Source organism: Pseudomonas sp. GW821-FHT07G06, from assembly GCF_058986625.1.
In genome coordinates this window covers 307150-324887 of sequence record NZ_JBYSVW010000003.1, presented here as the reverse complement: position 1 = coordinate 324887, position 17738 = coordinate 307150, and the positions used below count along the sequence as shown (strand labels likewise).

The following is a 17738-nucleotide window of genomic DNA, read 5'->3' as shown; positions in this document are numbered from 1 at the left end:
CTAGGCTTGAGTTGTCTGACCCTTTTAAGGTCAGGCGTTGTTTGACGCATCGGCGTCGCGTTGTAGAGCGTTTGCGCGGCAGATTAACGTGTTTGCCAACACTGCCGCAGAGGCCGGGCGTGCAGAATCACGAGCGATGCCCCGAACGATGGTCAGGCCGCTATTGTGAATCGGTTCTATATTGAATGGAGTAACCGTAATGGGGGTGCCATCGCGACCGTCCAGAATATCGGACGGGGACGGTTGAACCGTCGCGGATGGGAGGATCACCGCAAGCGCCGAGACCACGGAACGGACGGCCGTGTCATCACTGATGTGATAAACATGCCGACCGAGCTGTCTTGAGCAGTCGGTGACGCCGATTATCGGCAGGCGAGACATGAAGCACCCCGGTATTATTGCTGTTATGGGTTTGATTCGAGCTTAGCCTTGTTCATTTTTTTACACAACACCCCCGTAAAAAATACAACACGGCCCGCTCAAGCTCGCGGCCACCGCTACGTCCAGCGGAGTAAAATCGCCCCAAAGTGCCTCAAAAAAGCCATACGAGCGCTTTTTTAGGGCAAAAAAGGCCTCGCTTGACTTCGGCATGCCGTTCGGGTTGACTGGAATCCGAAAAGATCAATGATTGATATTTTTAACAACAAAGGTGTTGCATCATGTCGGTACCCCCGCGTGCCGTTCAGCTTAACGAAGCGAACGCGTTCCTTAAGGAACATCCTGAGGTTCTGTACGTTGACCTTCTGATTGCGGATATGAATGGTGTGGTGCGCGGCAAGCGCATCGAACGCACCAGCCTCCACAAGGTTTACGAGAAAGGCATCAACCTGCCGGCCTCTCTATTTGCTCTGGATATCAACGGCTCGACGGTGGAAAGCACCGGCCTGGGCCTGGACATCGGTGATGCTGACCGAATCTGCTATCCAATCCCCGATACCCTGTGCAACGAGCCATGGCAGAAGCGCCCGACCGCGCAACTGTTGATGACCATGCACGAACTCGAAGGCGAACCCTTCTTCGCCGACCCGCGTGAAGTGCTGGCCAATGTGGTGCGCAAGTTCGACGAAATGGGCCTGACCATCTGCGCCGCGTTCGAACTGGAGTTCTACCTGATCGACCAGGAGAACGTGAACGGTCGTCCGCAACCACCTCGCTCGCCGGTTTCCGGCAAACGTCCGCACTCGACCCAGGTCTACCTGATCGACGACCTCGACGAATACGTCGACTGCCTCCAGGACATTCTGGAAGGTGCCAAAGAGCAAGGCATTCCGGCCGACGCCATCGTCAAGGAAAGTGCCCCGGCGCAGTTCGAAGTGAACCTGCACCACGTGGCCGATCCGATCAAGGCCTGCGACTACGCGGTCCTGCTCAAGCGCCTGATCAAGAACATCGCCTACGACCATGAAATGGACACCACCTTCATGGCCAAGCCTTACCCAGGCCAGGCGGGTAATGGTCTGCATGTCCACATCTCGATTCTCGACAAAGACGGCAAGAACATTTTTGCCAGTGAGGATCCCGAGCAGAACGCCGCACTGCGTCACGCGATCGGCGGTGTGCTCGAGACCCTACCGGCGCAGATGGCTTTCCTCTGCCCGAACGTCAACTCCTACCGTCGTTTCGGCGCACAGTTCTACGTGCCGAACTCACCGTGCTGGGGCCTGGACAACCGTACCGTAGCGATTCGCGTGCCTACCGGCTCTGCAGATGCCGTGCGCATCGAACACCGCGTGGCCGGCGCCGATGCCAACCCGTACCTGCTGATGGCTTCGGTCCTTGCAGGCGTGCACCACGGTCTGGTCAACAAGGTCGAGCCTGGCGCTCCGGTCGAAGGCAACAGCTACGAGCAAAACGAGCAAAGCCTGCCGAACAACCTGCGTGATGCGCTGCGCGAGCTGGACGACAGCGAAGTCATGGCCAAGTACATCGATCCGAAATACATCGATATCTTCGTGGCCTGTAAAGAGAGCGAGCTGGAGGAGTTCGAACACTCCATCTCCGACCTCGAGTACAACTGGTACCTGCATACCGTTTAATCGGGTGCAGTAAAAGACGCCGTCGGCTTCACAGCCTGCGGCGTTTTTTTATGGCCGCCTGCGGCGGATCGCGAGCAGGCTCGCTCCCACAGGGGATCTCCTGAGCACACAAAATCCGGATTCGACACTCACCACTGTGGGAGCGAGCCTGCTCGCGATGGCGTCTCGGAAGACAACACACAACCCGACTCGTACAATGCCCCCTGCCCCGCAGGAGACTCCAATGACACGCGTAGCCACCCCCCGCAAACCCCGCGCACGCAGCCAGGCCCGGATCGATTCGATACTCGATGCGGCCCGCACGCTGTTGGCCGCCGAGGGCGTGGCCAGTCTGTCGATCTACAGTGTCGCCGAGCGTGCGGAGATTCCGCCCTCCTCGGTCTACCATTTCTTCGCCAGCGTGCCGGCGTTGCTCGAAGCCTTGACCGCCGACGTCCATGCGGCCTTCCGCGCGTGCCTGCAAGCACCCATCGATCATCACGCCCTCGGCAGCTGGCGCGATCTGTCGCGGCTGGTGGAACAACGCATGCTCGACATCTACGCAGAGGACGCCGCCGCCCGCCAACTCATTCTGGCCCAGCACGGCCTGACCGAAGTCACTCAGGCCGACCGCCAGCACGACCTCGAACTGGGCGAGCTGATGCACAAACTGTTCGATCACCACTTCGAGCTGCCGACGCTGCCGGGTGATGTCGATGTGTTCGCCCTGGCCATGGAGCTTGGCGACCGGGTGTATGCGCGCTCGGTGCAGCAGCACGGGCAGATTACGCCGCGCATGGCCGAGGAAGGGATGCGGGTGTTTGATGCTTATGTGGGGCTTTATCTGCCGCCATACCTGCCCAAGCGCGGCATTCCATCCTGATTTCTTGATTGGCCTTACTGGCCTCTTCGCGAGCAGGCTCGCTCCCACATTTGAAATGCATTCCCCTGTGGGAGCGAGCCTGCTCGCGAAGGCCGCACCACCGATCCCGGTGAATGACACGCACAAAAAAACCCCGAAGGGCTCAAACCCTTCGGGGTTGTTGTTTACACATGTGGCTTACAACTTGGCGATCGACACCTCGGTGGATTTCACAAACGCGATCACTTCACTGCCCACCGCCAGTTCCAGCTCTTTCACCGAGCGCGTGGTGATCACCGAAGTGACGATGCCGGAAGCGGTCTGCACGTCGATTTCCGACAGCACGTCGCCGAGGACGATTTCCTTGATGGAGCCTTTGAACTGGTTGCGAACGTTGATGGCCTTGATGGTCATGATGTTGATTCCTGTCGTTGGGTAAGACTTGAGTTATTGAGCCCAGCGCAATTGCGTAGGCAAGGGTGAAACAGGTTCCGGCTCCGGTGGCTGGCCGGGCAGCGCCAGCACACGATTGAGGACTTCGGTTTCCAGCGCCGCCAGTCGGTGGGAGCCGCGCACTCGAGGGCGCGGCAGTTCCACGTGCAGGTCGAGGCCGACTTCACCGTCTTCGATCAGGATCACCCGATCGGCAATCGCCACCGCTTCACTGACGTCGTGGGTTACCAACAACACCGTGAAGCCGTGCTGCTGCCAGAGCCGTTCGATCAGTTGCTGCATTTCAATTCGGGTCAGGGCATCCAGCGCACCCAAGGGTTCGTCGAGCAACAGCAGGCGCGGCTGATGAATCAACGCACGGGCCAACGCCACGCGTTGCTTCTGTCCACCGGACAACGCTGCCGGCCACTCGTTGGCGCGGTCGGCCAGGCCCACCGCGTCCAAGGCTTCAAGCGCTTGCGGCCGCCAGTTACCCTTGAGGCCCAGACCGACGTTGTCGATGATCTTTTTCCACGGCAGCAGTCGCGCTTCCTGGAACATCAGCCGCGTGTCTTCCCGCGCGTCACTCAATGGCGCGGCACCGGCGAGCAATTCACCACCGGTGGGCCGGTCAAGGCCGGCGAGCAATCGCAGCAAGGTACTTTTGCCGCAACCGCTACGACCCACCACGGCGACAAACTGGCCCGCCGGAATGTGCAGGTCGATCTCACGCAGCACCTGCCGCGCGCCAAAGGTTTTTTGCAGCTTGCGCACCGCCAGCGGAATGCCGCGCAGCAGGCGTGGAGGTTGTTCCGCGATCATGCCGCACCTCCCTTGGCAACCTGATACGCCGGGTGCCAGCGCAGCCACACACGCTCAAGTCCACGGGCCGCGAGGTCAGCCAGTTTGCCGAGCACCGCGTACAGCAGAATCGCCAGCACCACCACGTCGGTCTGCAAGAACTCCCGGGCATTCATCGCCAGATAACCGATACCGGAACTGGCGGAGATGGTTTCCGCGACGATCAACGTCAGCCACATGAAGCCCAGGGCGAAGCGCACGCCAACCAGAATCGAAGGCAGCGCCCCCGGCAGGATCACCTGCCAGAACAGGCTGAAGCCGGTCAGGCCATAGCTGCGCGCCATCTCCACCAGCGCCGGGTCGACGTTGCGGATGCCGTGATAGGTGTTGAGGTAAATCGGGAACAGCGTGCCCAGCGCCACCAGGAAAATCTTTGCCGACTCATCAATGCCGAACCACAGGATCACCAGCGGAATCAGCGCCAGGTGCGGCACGTTGCGGATCATCTGCACCGAACTGTCGAGCAGGCGTTCGCCCCACTTCGACAGGCCGGTGATAAAGCCGAGCGTCAGGCCGATGCCACCACCGATGGTGAAGCCCAGCGCGGCACGCCAGCCACTGATCGCCAGGTGCGTCCAGATTTCGCCGCTGCGCACCAGGCTGACACCGGCCTCGATCACGGCAACCGGCGCCGGCAGAATCCGTGTCGACAACCAGCCCGCCGACACACTCAACTGCCACACCGCCAGCAACAACACCGGCAACGCCCAGGGCGCGAGACTGTGGATGATTTTCTTCATGACCGCGCCTCAGCTCTGGGACGCGGCTTTGGGCAGAATGTCGTTGGCGACCATCTCGCCGAACGGACTGACGTAGCCAGCACTTTTCGGCAGTTCAGGACGCTCGACATCGAGGTGCGGAAACAGCAGTTCGGCGACTCGGTACGACTCTTCCAGGTGTGGATAACCGGAGAAAATAAAGGTGTCGATGCCGAGGTCCGCGTACTCCTTCACGCGGGCGGCCACGGTCGGGCCATCGCCCACCAGCGCCGTACCGGCACCGCCACGCACCAGGCCGACACCGGCCCACAGGTTCGGGCTGACTTCCAGTTTGTCGCGGCTGCCGCCATGCAATGCGGCCATGCGTTGCTGACCGACCGAATCGAAGCGCGCCAGCGACGCCTGGGCACGGGCGATGGTGTCGTCGTCGAGATGGGAGATCAGTCGATCCGCGGCTTTCCAGGCCTCTTCGTTGGTTTCACGCACGATCACGTGCAAACGGATGCCGAAGCGCACGGTGCGTCCGAGCTTCGCGGCCTTGGCACGGACCTGTTCGATTTTTTCCGCCACGGCGGCCGGCGGCTCGCCCCAGGTCAGGACCATTTCCACCTGTTCGGCAGCCAGGTCTTGCGCGGCATCCGAAGAACCGCCGAAGTACAGCGGCGGGCGCGGCTGCTGGATCGGTGGATAGAGCAATTTCGCGCCCTTCACGCTGATGTGCTGGCCGTCGTAATCAACGGTTTCACCTTCCAGCACGCGGCGCCAGATACGGGTGAACTCCACGGAAGCCTGGTAGCGCTCTTCGTGGCTGAGGAACAGACCGTCGCCGGCCAACTCTTCCGGATCACCGCCGGTCACCAGGTTGAACAGCGCACGACCGCCGGACAGACGATCCAGGGTCGCGGCCTGACGCGCCGCCACCGTCGGGGAAATGATCCCGGGGCGCAGGGCAACCAGAAACTTCAAGCGCTGGGTCACCGGAATCAGCGACGCCGCCACCAACCAGGAGTCTTCGCAGGAGCGGCCGGTGGGAATCAGCACGCCGCCGAAACCCAGTCGGTCCGCCGCTTGCGCGACTTGTTGCAGGTAGCCGTGGTCAACGGCGCGTGCGCCTTCGGCGGTGCCAAGGTAATGGCCGTCGCCGTGGGTAGGCAGGAACCAGAAGATATTGAGGCTCATGGAGTGGTCTCCTTGGGGGATCGAATTATTGGGCTTTCGCAACGGCTGCCGGCGGCGTCCAGATCACGTCCTTGATGCTCAATTGCTTTGGAATCAACTTGAGCTGGTAGAAGGTGTCGGCGATTTTCTGCTGCGCCGCGACCACTTCCGGGGTCAGGAACAACGCGCCGTAGCCCTGGCGTTTCACCGAAGTGCGAGTGATGTCTGCCGACAGGCCGAGCAGTGGCGAGACTTGCTGGGTCACGTCTTCAGGATTGGCCCTGGACCAGTCGCCGACCGCGCGCACTTCTTCCACCAGGGTCTTGATCACCTCGGGATTTTTTTGCGCGTAGGGTTTGGTCGCCAGGTAGAACTGATGGTTGTCGACGATGCCCTGGCCATCGCGCAGGGTGCGCGCTTGCAATTGTTGTTCGGCGGCGGCCTGGTACGGGTCCCAGATGACCCAGGCGTCGACACTGCCACGCTCGAACGCAGCGCGGGCATCGGCCGGCGGCAGGAAGACGGTCTGGATGTCGGTGTATTTGAGGCCGGCGTCTTCCAGTGCACGCACCAGCAGGTAGTGCACGTTGGAGCCCTTGTTGAGCACGACCTTCTTGCCCTTGAGCTCTGCCACCGACTTGATAGGCGAGTCCTTCGGCACCAGGATCGCCTCACTGTGCGGCGCTGGCGGTTCGTAGGCGACGTAAAGCAGATCGGCGCCGGCCGCTTGGGCGAACACGGGAGGGGTTTCGCCGGTTACGCCGAAGTCGATGGAGCCGACGTTCAAGCCTTCAAGCAGTTGCGGGCCACCGGGGAATTCAGTCCATTGCACGTCCACGCCTTGGGCGGCGAGGCGTTTTTCCAGGGTGCCCTTGGCTTTGAGCAGCACCAGGGTGCCGTACTTCTGATAGCCGATTCGTAACGTCTCGGCCTGGGCTTGAGTAATGGCGCCGAAGGTGACAGCCGCAGCAAACAGAGCGACCAGACCACGACGCAAAATGACAGGGCGCATGGCGCTCTCCTTTTTGCAGTTGGGTTTAGGCTGCACCTGCTTGCCCGTTGGCGGGCGAGTAAGGCCAGTACTTCAATTTTCGGGTGGGGCTAATGTTCAGTGGAGCTCATATGCTCCAGCGAGCACTCAACAAACGTTCATTCAACAGGTTCGGATCGAGCGGCTTGGGCCGTCGTGCCATGGCGCTGAGAAACAGCTCCAGCGATTCGTCAAGGCGCTGTTCCAGCTCAGGCGCCAACTGCGCCAGGGCGCTGCCTTCGCCGTAAGCGATCTGGCTGTCGACGGCGAAAATCCCGTGGAGCATTTCCTGGGCTTTCAACGCCGACAGCACCGGCTTGAGCGCGTAGTCCACCGCCAGCATGTGGGCGATGCTGCCGCCGGTTGCCATCGGCAACACCACCTTGTGGCTCAGGGCGCGTTCGGGCAGCAGATCCAGCACGGTTTTCAATGCGCCGGAGAACGAAGCCTTGTACACCGGCGTAGCGATCAGCAGGCCATCGGCGTTTTCAATCTGTTGCAGCAGGTCAATGACCTTCGGGCTGTCGAAGCGTGCATGCAGCAAGTCTTCGGCCGGGAAGTCCCGTACCTGATAACTCACCACCTCCACGCCCTGTTCTTGCAACCAACTCCTGGAGCGGTCCAGCAGCACCCCGGAACGGGAGCGTTGACTGGGACTGCCTCCGAGTGAGACGACCAACATTCAGACGATTCCTTGAGCGGTGTTGGCGATTCGCGGTTTGCGATCTCGCTTCGATGGAGTGACCTTAACAGCTGATTTATATATCCATAAATCATATTTATTCATTTGGTTATGCATTATAGAGATATACAAATCCACTTCATTCGGGCAAAAAAAAAGGCCGTCGAAACGGCCTGAAATCCCCTGCTCTGTGGGTGTCTTGAAAAGATCGCAGCCTGCGGCAGCTTCTACAGGGATTCGCGTACCGTTGTAGGAGCTGCCGAAGGCTGCGATCTTTTGATTTTCAACGGTTCGGCTGCGGCGTCAGGCGCAGGTAAGGCTTGACCGCCCGATAGCCCTTGGGAAAACGCTGTTTGATTTCCTCTTCATCCTTGAGCGACGGCACGATCACCACTTCATCACCGTCCTGCCAGTTGGCCGGCGTGGCCACCTTGTAGTTGTCAGTGAGTTGCAGCGAGTCGATCACCCGCAGGATTTCATTGAAATTGCGCCCGGTGCTCGCCGGATAGGTAATCGTCAGCCGAACCTTTTTGTTCGGATCGATCACGAACAGTGAACGCACGGTCAGGGTGTCGTTGGCGTTGGGATGGATCAGGTCGTAGAGGTCCGAGACCTTGCGGTCGGCGTCATCCAGGATCGGAAAGTTGACCACTGTACTTTGCGTCTCGTTGATGTCCTCGATCCATCTGTGATGCGACTCCACAGGGTCCACGGACAGTGCGATCGCCTTGACACCGCGTGCCGCGAACTCATCCTTGAGCCTGGCGGTGAAACCCAGCTCGGTGGTGCATACCGGCGTGAAATCCGCCGGATGGGAAAACAGCACGCCCCAGCTATCGCCCAGCCACTGATGGAAACGGATGATGCCGGCGCTGGAGTTCTGTTCGAAATCGGGGGCGATATCGCCAAGTCTGAGACCCATGGTGCTGCTCCTTGTGAGTGCTTGATGGGTTCAACTGTGCCTGTGTTTTTTATCTATTAAAAAGAATAAATATCGATTTATTTAGATCATTAAGAAATATTAAAGATCTGTTCACTGGACGTGCACGCACAACCCGTCGAACATCGGTCACGAGGTTCGAGAAGGCCTTGAGTTGCTGTAAAGAGGGGACTTCAGGACGGGATTACGGGGGTGAACCCGTCCTGAACATGTAAAAGCCCCGCCCGGTGCAATACCGGGCGGGGCTTTTTTGCATCGGTTACGCGAACGCTATTACAACAGCGGGATCGAGTAGCTGACGATCAAGCGGTTTTCGTCCTGCGAACGGGTGTTCGGCAGATCGGTGCGCCAGGTAGCGTTTTTCCACGCCAGGCCCAGGTTCTTCAACGGACCTTCCTGCACCACGTAGGCAACACTCAGGTCACGCTCCCACTCGGAAGCACCGTTGGCCGCCTGGCCACCCTTGGCGTTGACGGTATCGATGTTGTCGCCGTGCAGGTACACCAGACCCGCGGTCAGGCCAGGCACACCGACCTTGGCGAAGTCGAACGAGTAACGTGCTTGCCAGGTTTTCTCGCCGGCACGGCCGAACTTCTGGATTTGCGAATCGGTGATGGTGTAGTTCGACGAACCGTCACCCTGGTTCAGCCAAGGGAAGTCGCTGCTGCCGTTGCTGACCTGGTAACCGCCACCGAAGGTATGACCGGCAACCGAATACAGGAACAGGCCGCTGTACAGGTTGTTGTCGACCTTGCCTTTACCGTTTGGCGCGTTGTAATTGCCAGTGGTGTAGTACAGCGGGTCGTGACCGTTGGCACCATCATCAGAGCTGTTGAAATAACGGAAATCCGACTTCAATACGCCCGGGCCGATTGCCCAGTTGTGAACCAGACCCAGGAAGTGCTGCTTGTAGAACTCTTCCAGTTTGCCGTAGTAGTACTGGGCCGTCAGGTCCTTGGTGATCTTGTAGTCGCCACCGGCATAGATGAACTTGTTGCTGTCGCGGAACTTGGTACCGCGAGTGTTCGCACCGGAAATCGACATTTGATCGTTGTTGCTGGAGTTACGGCCTTTAACGGCTTCGATCTGACCACCGACCAGCGAGAGGTCCTTGATCTCGGCGGAAGTGATCTGGCCACCCTGCCAGGTTTGCGGCAGCAGGCGACCATCGTTGGTCACGATCACCGGGTTTTTCGGCTGCAGGGTGCCCAGCTTCAACTCAGTCTGGGAAACCTTGGCTTTGGCGGTGAGGCCCAGGCTGGAGAAATCATCTACCGCCTCGCCATTGGATTTGCTCGGGAAAACCGTGCCGCCGTAAGAGGTCGCCGTGGCGCCGTTGGTACCGCCGCCCGAATCCAGCTTGACGCCCAACAGGCCGATCGCATCGATACCGAAACCGACGGTGCCTTGGGTGTAACCGGAGATGAAACGCAGATCGAAGCCTTGGCCCCACTCCTCGTTTTTGTTGGGACCGGTACCGTCGCGGTAGTCGGTGTTGATATAGAAGTTACGCAGCCCCAACGTTGCCTTGCTGTCTTCAATGAAACCCGCGGCGTTTGCCTGCTGGGCCAATACCCCGACGGCCACAGCCATGGCCAAGGTGGATTTGTTCATGTTTCGCTCCTCTCGTTTCTAGTTCTGATGTTCCTGGTCCCGAATCGATTGCCCGGGATCCTGAATGCATAAATTCGCGGCAAACCGTCTAGGCCGGTCGTTTGGCGGGCCGCAGGATACATGGCCTTAAAGCCAAAAAGAATGTCTTTGGTTTTTTTAATATCACTGTGGAATATGACTTCCCACGGCAGATCCGAGGTATCGGCGGTAAGGCCGATTCCTGAAACTGATCAATTGTCGAGGGATGAAACTGCCAAATCCGAGCTCAGGGAAGAGTGTCGGACAGGCGCACTTTAAGCGGGATGAATAAAAACTAAAAAGAATAATAAATAATCAATAAAGATCATTATGGAATATAAAAATCAGCTCAAAAAAAACCCCGCCAACCGGCGAGGCTTTTTCACAAGGCTTGTTACAGGAAGCTGTAGGTGTAGTTGAAGATCAGGCGAGTCTGGTCAACGTCAGGGTTGTTGGAGACTTCACTGCCACGGTAGACGCCATTACGCAGCGTTACGCCGAAACCTTTGAGAGCACCCTGCTGGATGGTGTAGTCGATCCGCATGTCGCGCTCCCACTCGGAGCCGTCAGGGCCGCTGCCGTTGGTCGCCTTGATGTCATCGCCGTGCAGGTAGGCGATCGACGTTTTCAGGCCCGGCACGCCCAGTGCTGCGAAGTCATAGGAGTACTGGCCGAAAGTGGTGTTTTCACCGGCACGAACAAATCCGTTGATCATGGAGTCGGTGAACAGGTAGAAGCTGGCGCCGCCGTTCCCTTCCGGACGGCCATTGCCATCGACCACGTTGCCCTGGTTCAGGTAGACAAAACCACCGTCATCGCTGACGCGCTGATGACCGAGCAGGAAGGCGTTGCCACCCAGGGTGTAGGTGAACATGGCGCTCCAGGTCTTGTTATCGACCTCGCCCGGGTTCTTGGCGAAACCGTTGTTGTTGTTGAAACGGAAACCCGGATCACCGTTCTTGCCATCGGAGCTGCTGTCGAAGTAGCGAATATCCGTCTTGAAGGACTGGTTGGCGCTGATCGGTAGCACGTGGATCAAGCCCAGGAAATCCTGCTTGTAGTAGTCCTTCAGATTCGAGTGGTAGTACTGCAGGGTCAGATCCTTGGTGACCTTCCAGTCAGCACCACCGTAGTAGAACTTGTTGCTGCCCTCTGTACCGCCAGCCACGGCCAGGCCGGTGGAGTTCGAAGAGGCGCGACCTGCCGAATGCTCCAACTGACCTGCGTTGAAGGTCACGTTGTCGATTTCTTTCGAAGTGATGGTGCCGCCGTCAAAGGTCTGTGGCAGCAGACGGCTGTCGTTCGCGACCAGGATCGGCAAGTTGGGTGCCAGAGCGCCACCCAGGTGGGCTTCGGTCTTCGAGAAGCGCGCCTTGACGTTAGCGGCTGCACGGCTCCATTCGGACACGGCCGAACCATCGCTGTCGCTTGGGAAGAAGGTGTTGTTGTCTGGGTGGTGACCCTTGCCGCCGTCCAGGTGGATACCCAGCAGTGCCTGGGCGTCGATACCGAAACCGACGGTGCCTTGGGTGAAACCGGACAGATAATCGAATTTCAGGCCTTCTGCGGACTCTCTCTGATCCGCACCGCCTTCACGGTTATCGTTGTTGTAATACATGGTCCGGGAACTGATGGACGCCTTGCTGTCTTCCAGGAAACCTGCGGCGCCTGCCTGCTGCGCCAAAACCCCAACGGCCACGGCCAAAGCCAAGGTGGACTTGTTCATTGTGAAGCTCCTCTCGATTCTAATTCTTGTATTCCTGGTCTCGAGTCGTCGCCCGAAATCCTAAGATGCGCGATTAGCGCCAGACCGTGACCCACAAGTCAATCGTAACTATGTGTGTCTACGACCATAGTCTAACCCCCGGTTTTTTGGTCCCTGCAAGGTCATGAATTCGTCATGAACCTGAAAAGAATTACCCGATTCTTTTCTAATACCATTTAGGAATTTAGCTCCCAGTTCCCCGCCGCCCCCTGAATATAGGGTTTGGCTCATAAGCTAATTCCTAATCGGTATTTATATTTACTTTTTTAGATCGTTTAGTTTTTGACGCAATTCGGAAACAAATCCTTTACCGAAAGGCGGCCCCATGACGACCAAACGCGCACTATCCGGATCAATTGTTACAGTCTGTGTATCGCTCGCACTTTCCTTCACCGCTCAGGCGGCGAACCTCACCGTCGGTTATCAAACTGGAATCGACCCCAGCAAAGCCCCCCAGGCAGAGGGTCTTTATGAAAAAACCATCGGCCAGCCCATCGACTGGCGGCGCTTCAACAGCGGCCCGGAAGTGGTCACGGCGATTGCCTCGGGCGATGTGCAAATCGGCAATCTCGGCTCCAGTCCACTGGCCGCTGCCGCCTCGCGCAACCTGCCGATTGTCGCGTTCATCGTCTCGGCCCAGATCAATGCCGCCGAAGCGCTGGTGGTGCGTAACGGCAGCGGGATCGAAAAACCGCAAGATCTGATCGGAAAGACCATCGCCACGCCGTTCGTTTCAACCTCCCACTACAGCCTGCTCGGTGCGCTGAAGCACTGGGGCCTGGACGGTTCGAAAGTCAAAGTGGTGAACCTGCAGCCAGCAGAAATCGCCGCCGCCTGGAAGCGCGGCGATATTGACGGCGCGTTTGTCTGGTCGCCCGCACTGGGAGAAATTCGCAAGACTGGCAAGACCCTGACCGACGCTGCGCAGGTAGGCCAATGGGGCGCGCCAACCTTTGAGGTCTGGGTAGCGCGCAAGGATTACGCAGAGAAGCACCCAGAGGTGGTGGCCAAATTCGCCAAGGTCACCCTCGACTCCTTTGCTGATTACGCCGCGCATAAAGCCAGCTGGACGGTCGACTCGGAGCCCGTTCAGAAAATCGCCAAACTGACCGGTGCCAACGCCGCCGATGTGCCGGAGCTATTGGCCGGCTCTGCCTTCCCGGATGCCAAGGCGCAACAGGGCAGCGCGCTGCTGGACGGCGGCACGGCCAAGGCCATTGGCGAGACGGCGAAATTCCTGAAGGAGCAAGGGAAGGTGGAGACGGTGCTGCCGGACTACTCGCCATATGTCAGCGCGAAGTTTGTCCAGGAGTAACACAAGGTTCTTGTAGGAGCTGCCGCAGGCTGCGATCTTTTGATCCTGAAAAGCAAAATCAAAAGATCGCAGCCTGCGGCAGCTCCTACAATCTCAAAGGGCTTTTTCGAAGATCTTCGAATTACGCTGATAGTTGTACAGCGACGCCCGCGCCGACGGCAGCCGGTCGACACTGCTGGGTTCGAAGCCACGCTCACGGAACCAGTGCGCGGTGCGGGTGGTGAGGACGAACAAGGTTTTCAATCCCTGCGCCCGCGCGCGGGTTTCAATACGCTCCAGCAGCTCATCACCGCGACCGCCATGGCGGTACTCCGGATTCACCGCCAGACACGCGAGTTCACCCGCGTCCGAATCGGCGATCTGATACAGCGCCGCACAGGCGATGATCATGCCTTCGCGTTCGACCACACTGAACTGCTCGATTTCGCGCTCCAGCACCTCGCGGGAACGGCGCACCAGGATGCCCTGCTCTTCCAGCGGACTGATCAAATCCAGCAAACCACCGACGTCTTCAATGGCCGCTTCGCGTACCACTTCAAACTGTTCCTGGGCCACAAGGGTGCCGCCACCGTCGCGAGTGAACAGCTCGGTCAGCAACGCACCGTCTTCGGCGTAACTGACGATATGGCTGCGGGCCACGCCGCCACGGCACGCCTCGGCAGCGGCATCGAGCAACTCTGCCTGATAGTTACTGCCCAACCGTTGCAGATGCGCCGGCACTTGCTGCGGACGCAGTTCGCGCACCAGGCGCCCGTGTTCGTCGATCAGGCCCAGGTCGGCACCGAACAGCAGCAGCTTGTCCGCGCCCAGGTCGATGGCCGCGCGGGTGGCGACGTCTTCGCAGGCCAGGTTGAAAATCTCGCCGGTCGGCGAATAGCCAAGCGGCGACAGCAGCACGATGGAGCGCTCGTCCAGCAGTCGGTTGATGCCCTTGCGGTCGACCCGGCGCACTTCGCCGGTGTGGTGATAGTCGACGCCTTCAAGCACGCCGATCGGCCGCGCCGTCACCAGGTTGCCGCTGGCCACCCGCAGGCGCGAGCCCTGCATGGGCGAAGAAGCCATGTCCATCGACAGGCGAGCCTCAATGGCAATGCGCAACTGGCCGACCGCATCGATCACGCACTCCAGGGTCGCGGCATCGGTGATACGCATGCCGTGATGGTAATGCGGGGTCAGGCCACGGGCCGCGAGGCGCGCTTCGATTTGCGGCCGGGAGCCGTGGACCAGCACCAGGCGCACGCCCAGGCTGTGCAACAGCACCAGGTCGTGGACGATATTGCCGAAGTTCGGGTGTTCAACGCCGTCTCCGGGCAGCATGACGACAAAGGTGCAATCGCGGTGGGCGTTGATGTAAGGCGAAGCGTGACGAAGCCAATTGACGTATTCGGGCATGAACCTGGGCCTGTAATAAATAGCAGCCGAAAAAAGGGCGAAACTGAAAACGCACAGCGGGCTGATGGTTATCGTCGGAACAGGCTTGGCGACACGCGCGCTCTCCTCATGAATACGGGTTGGGAAACTGGCAATTTAATCGCGCCCCCTGTAGGAGCTGCCGAAGGCTGCGATCTTTTGTTCTTGATTCTAAAACCAAAGATCAAAAGATCGCAGCCTTCGGCAGCTCCTACAAGGGTTGCGTGGCCGGTGTCAGGCAATAGTGTTCAATCAGCTGCCTTAATAGATGCACCGTAGGCTGCAAACGTGACATTTCGAGGTATTCCCCCGGCTGATGGGCGCAAGCGATATCACCCGGGCCAAGCACCAGCGTTTCACAGCCAAGGCGCTGAAGATAAGGTGCTTCGGTGCCGAACGCCACTGCTTCGGCACTGTGACCGGTGAGCTTTTCAGCAAGGCGCACCAGCTCGGCGTCCTCGGCCTCTTCGAACGACGGCACGTCGGGGAACAACGGCGCGTAATCGATCTTGACCTGATGCCGCTCGGCAACCGGCTTGAGCTTCTGCAGGATCTCGGCGCGCAGGACCTTGGGGTCCATGCCGGGCAACGGCCGCAAATCGAACTCCAGCGAACACTGGCCGCAGATGCGGTTGGGATTGTCGCCGCCATGGATGCAGCCAAAGTTCATCGTTGGCGTCGGCACGCCAAACTGTGGATTACGGAATTCGCGCTGCCACAACAAGCGCAGGCCACGCAGTTCGCCGATGGCATCGTGCATGGCCTCCAGGGCGCTGTGGCCCAGGCGCGGGTCGGAAGAGTGGCCGCTCTGCCCGAGGATGTCGATGCGCTCCATCATGATGCCTTTGTGCATGCGGATCGGCTTGAGCCCGGTCGGCTCGCCGATCACCGCCGCCCGCCCCAGCGGCCGCCCCGCTTCGGCCAGCGCGCGGGCGCCTGACATCGAGCTTTCTTCATCGCAGGTGGCGAGAATCAGCAACGGCTGTTTGAACGGCTGATCGAGCAGCGGGATGACCGCCTCGATCGCCAGGGCGAAAAAGCCCTTCATGTCGCAACTGCCCAGGCCGACCCACCGACCGTCGACTTCCGTCAGCTTCAGCGGGTCGGTTTGCCACAGCGCACCGTCGAACGGCACGGTGTCGCTGTGCCCGGCCAGCACCAGGCCGCCGGGGCCGGAACCGAAACTGGCCAGCAGGTTGAACTTGCCGGGGTTGACCTGCTGGATCTCGCAGGTAAAACCCAGCTCACCGAGCCACGTCGCCAGCAGATCGATGACCGGGCGGTTGCTTTGATCGAGTCTGGGTTGGGTGCAACTGACAGACGGCGCGGCGATCAGCGCAGCGAACTGTTCTTTCATCGACGGCAATGGCATCGCTGACTCCCGGCACCCGAATTGAGGTTCATCATAGAACCAACCGATGACAGGAATAAACCGTCTCGGCGCGTACTAACCTTGAGTCCTGTACACTGCACGACCTTGGCAGCCACACATTCCCCCGGCTGCGCTCCCGATCCTGGATTTTCCGGCCATGCAGAAAGAAACCGAAATCAAACTCCGCGTCAGCCGCGAAACCCTCGCCGCCCTGCGCGAGCACCCTTTACTGAAAAAACGCAACAAATGTGGCTGGGAACGCCGTGAGTTGATGAATCAGTACTTCGACACCCCAGAGCGCGACCTGGCCCAGGCCAAAGTCGCCCTGCGCCTGCGCAAGGATGGCGAAGAAGTGATCCAGACCCTCAAGACCCGCGGCCAGAGCGTCGCCGGCCTGTCGGTGCGTAACGAGTACGACTGGAACCTGCCCAAAGCCAAGCTCGACCTGAAGAAACTCGACGGCGAATGCTGGCCCGAGGAACTGGCCACACTGGACAAGAAAACCCTGAAGCCGATCTTCACCACCGACTTCGTCCGCGAACGCGCGGAAATCGCCTGGGGCCGTGGCAAGACCAAAGTGGTCATCGAAGCTGCCCTGGACCTTGGCCACGTAGTGGTCGGCAAGCAGAAAGAAGAAATCTGCGAGCTGGAGCTGGAGCTGCGCGAAGGCGAGCCGGCCGCATTGCTGGAGCTGGCTGCCGAGCTGGCCGAGAAACTGGCGCTGATGCCCTGCGATATCAGCAAGGCCGAGCGTGGTTATCGCCTGTACGACGCCCACAGCTATTCTTTGAGCCTGCCGGCGCCGCAGATCAAGGCCGAAACACCGCTGGACGACGCGTTCGCCGCGTTGAGCTGGCACCTGCTCGGCAGCAGCCAGCGCCTGGCCGAGCAATATCGCTTCAACGGTCACTGGCGCCTGCTGCAGGACTGGGTCGAGTGCCTGGCCGAAATGCGCGCGCTGATCAGCAGCCTGGGTCAAGCCGCACCCCGTCAGTCCACTCACGATCTGCGCATCGCCCTTGATGCCTTGCTGGAAGACTGGCGTCCGCTGGTCCAGGCCGGCCTGGACGATGAAGACGTGCGCAAAGCCGCGCCCGAGCAGTTCCTTGAAGAGCTCGAAGACCCGCGCTGGGGCCTGTTCTCCCTGACCACCTCACGCTGGCTGCTGGCCCGCACCTGGGCTGCCGACCGCAACACCCGTGGCAATCGCCAGGGCGCTGCGCAACTGGGCAGCTGGTTGCCACGCCTGCTGGGCGAAGAAGCCAACTCGCTGCAATTGCAACGCTATCAGCAACAACCAGAAGACCTGGCCGAGCAACTGCCGCGCATCGAACGCATCCAGGTCTGGCTGCACCATGCGCGTAACGTGCTGGAGATCCCGGAAATGGATCGCCTGTACGGTGAGCTGAACAAACTGGCGCAACTGGCCAACGAATCGATCACCGACGAAGTCCTGGATGCGCGCAAGCAGCAGGCGATTGCGGTGTATCAGAACCGTGCCTGGAAAATGCTGTTGCGTCTGTAACACCGTCATCGCGAGCAAGC

The 17738-nt window shown here is 59.6% G+C and carries 16 protein-coding genes; 4 read left to right on the top strand and 12 right to left on the bottom strand.

The window, feature by feature from the left end; all coding sequences use genetic code 11:
• Positions 1-30 precede the first annotated feature (30 nt).
• A complete protein-coding gene (locus tag AC3WJW_RS08135; RefSeq protein ID WP_218500964.1) occupies positions 31-381 on the bottom strand; it encodes a gamma-glutamyl-gamma-aminobutyrate hydrolase family protein in 351 nt (116 codons plus the stop codon).
• Positions 382-659: 278 nt separating this feature from the next.
• Here AC3WJW_RS08135 and AC3WJW_RS08130 point away from each other — a divergent pair, with 278 nt between their 5' ends.
• Both AC3WJW_RS08130 and AC3WJW_RS08125 read left to right on the top strand, forming a co-directional pair.
• Complete coding sequence (locus AC3WJW_RS08130) at positions 660-2036, top strand: glutamine synthetase family protein (RefSeq protein ID WP_007976355.1); 1377 nt, start codon at positions 660-662, stop codon at positions 2034-2036.
• Between the two features lie 223 nt (positions 2037-2259).
• Positions 2260-2898 (top strand): TetR/AcrR family transcriptional regulator, encoded by a 639-nt coding sequence (locus AC3WJW_RS08125; RefSeq protein ID WP_218500965.1) that lies wholly within the window; start codon positions 2260-2262, stop codon positions 2896-2898.
• Positions 2899-3075: 177 nt separating this feature from the next.
• Here AC3WJW_RS08125 and AC3WJW_RS08120 read toward each other — a convergent pair whose 3' ends face one another.
• The 9 genes from AC3WJW_RS08120 to AC3WJW_RS08080 form a co-directional block, all read right to left on the bottom strand.
• Positions 3076-3291, bottom strand: a complete 216-nt coding sequence (locus AC3WJW_RS08120) for a TOBE domain-containing protein (protein ID WP_007967989.1) — start codon at positions 3289-3291, stop codon at positions 3076-3078.
• Between the two features lie 33 nt (positions 3292-3324).
• The gene (gene ssuB / locus AC3WJW_RS08115) at positions 3325-4131 is read right to left on the bottom strand and encodes an aliphatic sulfonates ABC transporter ATP-binding protein (RefSeq protein ID WP_116579683.1); all 807 of its coding nucleotides are present in this window, start codon (positions 4129-4131) and stop codon (positions 3325-3327) included.
• Positions 4128-4910 carry an aliphatic sulfonate ABC transporter permease SsuC gene (gene ssuC / locus AC3WJW_RS08110; RefSeq protein ID WP_007976348.1) on the bottom strand — a complete coding sequence of 261 codons (783 nt, stop codon included), beginning with the start codon at positions 4908-4910 and terminating at the stop codon, positions 4128-4130. Before ssuC ends, ssuB begins: the two co-directional genes overlap by 4 nt.
• 9 nt (positions 4911-4919) lie before the next feature.
• Positions 4920-6068: an FMNH2-dependent alkanesulfonate monooxygenase gene (ssuD, locus tag AC3WJW_RS08105; RefSeq protein ID WP_493725676.1), complete on the bottom strand. Its 1149-nt coding sequence runs from the start codon at positions 6066-6068 to the stop codon at positions 4920-4922.
• A 25-nt stretch (positions 6069-6093) separates the two neighbouring features.
• Positions 6094-7059 carry a sulfonate ABC transporter substrate-binding protein gene (locus AC3WJW_RS08100; RefSeq protein ID WP_007976344.1) on the bottom strand — a complete coding sequence of 322 codons (966 nt, stop codon included), beginning with the start codon at positions 7057-7059 and terminating at the stop codon, positions 6094-6096.
• A gap of 106 nt (positions 7060-7165) precedes the next feature.
• Positions 7166-7759 carry an NADPH-dependent FMN reductase gene (gene ssuE / locus AC3WJW_RS08095; protein ID WP_493725675.1) on the bottom strand — a complete coding sequence of 198 codons (594 nt, stop codon included), beginning with the start codon at positions 7757-7759 and terminating at the stop codon, positions 7166-7168.
• A 283-nt stretch (positions 7760-8042) separates the two neighbouring features.
• On the bottom strand, positions 8043-8681 hold the full coding sequence (locus tag AC3WJW_RS08090) for a peroxiredoxin (protein WP_015097285.1): 639 nt from the start codon (positions 8679-8681) through the stop codon (positions 8043-8045).
• 291 nt (positions 8682-8972) lie between these two features.
• Positions 8973-10313 carry an OprD family porin gene (locus AC3WJW_RS08085; protein ID WP_007976339.1) on the bottom strand — a complete coding sequence of 447 codons (1341 nt, stop codon included), beginning with the start codon at positions 10311-10313 and terminating at the stop codon, positions 8973-8975.
• Between the two features lie 412 nt (positions 10314-10725).
• Positions 10726-12057 carry an OprD family porin gene (locus tag AC3WJW_RS08080; protein WP_493725674.1) on the bottom strand — a complete coding sequence of 444 codons (1332 nt, stop codon included), beginning with the start codon at positions 12055-12057 and terminating at the stop codon, positions 10726-10728.
• Between the two features lie 364 nt (positions 12058-12421).
• Here AC3WJW_RS08080 and tauA point away from each other — a divergent pair, with 364 nt between their 5' ends.
• The gene (gene tauA / locus AC3WJW_RS08075) at positions 12422-13411 is read left to right on the top strand and encodes a taurine ABC transporter substrate-binding protein (RefSeq protein WP_493725673.1); all 990 of its coding nucleotides are present in this window, start codon (positions 12422-12424) and stop codon (positions 13409-13411) included.
• Between the two features lie 93 nt (positions 13412-13504).
• Here the strand turns inward: tauA and argA are convergent, their stop codons facing one another.
• The gene (gene argA, locus AC3WJW_RS08070) at positions 13505-14803 is read right to left on the bottom strand and encodes an amino-acid N-acetyltransferase (protein WP_007978929.1); all 1299 of its coding nucleotides are present in this window, start codon (positions 14801-14803) and stop codon (positions 13505-13507) included.
• Between the two features lie 229 nt (positions 14804-15032).
• Entirely contained in the window at positions 15033-16193 is a 1161-nt protein-coding gene (gene argE / locus AC3WJW_RS08065; protein ID WP_493725672.1) for an acetylornithine deacetylase, read from the bottom strand.
• 157 nt (positions 16194-16350) lie between these two features.
• Here argE and AC3WJW_RS08060 point away from each other — a divergent pair, with 157 nt between their 5' ends.
• Positions 16351-17718 carry a CYTH domain-containing protein gene (locus tag AC3WJW_RS08060; RefSeq protein ID WP_493725671.1) on the top strand — a complete coding sequence of 456 codons (1368 nt, stop codon included), beginning with the start codon at positions 16351-16353 and terminating at the stop codon, positions 17716-17718.
• Positions 17719-17738 lie beyond the last annotated feature (20 nt).

Bases quoted from the DNA above. Each gene is read 5' to 3' on its own strand.
- AC3WJW_RS08085 (WP_007976339.1), bottom strand. From the start codon at position 10,313: ATGAACAAATCCACCTTGGCCATGGCTGTGGCCGTCGGGGTATTGGCC.
- AC3WJW_RS08120 (WP_007967989.1), bottom strand. From the start codon at position 3,291: ATGACCATCAAGGCCATCAACGTTCGCAACCAGTTCAAAGGCTCCATC.
- AC3WJW_RS08130 (WP_007976355.1), top strand. From the start codon at position 660: ATGTCGGTACCCCCGCGTGCCGTTCAGCTTAACGAAGCGAACGCGTTC.
- argE (WP_493725672.1), bottom strand. From the start codon at position 16,193: ATGCCATTGCCGTCGATGAAAGAACAGTTCGCTGCGCTGATCGCCGCG.
- AC3WJW_RS08135 (WP_218500964.1), bottom strand. From the start codon at position 381: ATGTCTCGCCTGCCGATAATCGGCGTCACCGACTGCTCAAGACAGCTC.
- ssuC (WP_007976348.1), bottom strand. From the start codon at position 4,910: ATGAAGAAAATCATCCACAGTCTCGCGCCCTGGGCGTTGCCGGTGTTG.
- AC3WJW_RS08090 (WP_015097285.1), bottom strand. From the start codon at position 8,681: ATGGGTCTCAGACTTGGCGATATCGCCCCCGATTTCGAACAGAACTCC.
- AC3WJW_RS08100 (WP_007976344.1), bottom strand. From the start codon at position 7,059: ATGCGCCCTGTCATTTTGCGTCGTGGTCTGGTCGCTCTGTTTGCTGCG.
- ssuE (WP_493725675.1), bottom strand. From the start codon at position 7,759: ATGTTGGTCGTCTCACTCGGAGGCAGTCCCAGTCAACGCTCCCGTTCC.
- ssuD (WP_493725676.1), bottom strand. From the start codon at position 6,068: ATGAGCCTCAATATCTTCTGGTTCCTGCCTACCCACGGCGACGGCCAT.
- ssuB (WP_116579683.1), bottom strand. From the start codon at position 4,131: ATGATCGCGGAACAACCTCCACGCCTGCTGCGCGGCATTCCGCTGGCG.
- AC3WJW_RS08125 (WP_218500965.1), top strand. From the start codon at position 2,260: ATGACACGCGTAGCCACCCCCCGCAAACCCCGCGCACGCAGCCAGGCC.
- AC3WJW_RS08060 (WP_493725671.1), top strand. From the start codon at position 16,351: ATGCAGAAAGAAACCGAAATCAAACTCCGCGTCAGCCGCGAAACCCTC.
- argA (WP_007978929.1), bottom strand. From the start codon at position 14,803: ATGCCCGAATACGTCAATTGGCTTCGTCACGCTTCGCCTTACATCAAC.
- tauA (WP_493725673.1), top strand. From the start codon at position 12,422: ATGACGACCAAACGCGCACTATCCGGATCAATTGTTACAGTCTGTGTA.
- AC3WJW_RS08080 (WP_493725674.1), bottom strand. From the start codon at position 12,057: ATGAACAAGTCCACCTTGGCTTTGGCCGTGGCCGTTGGGGTTTTGGCG.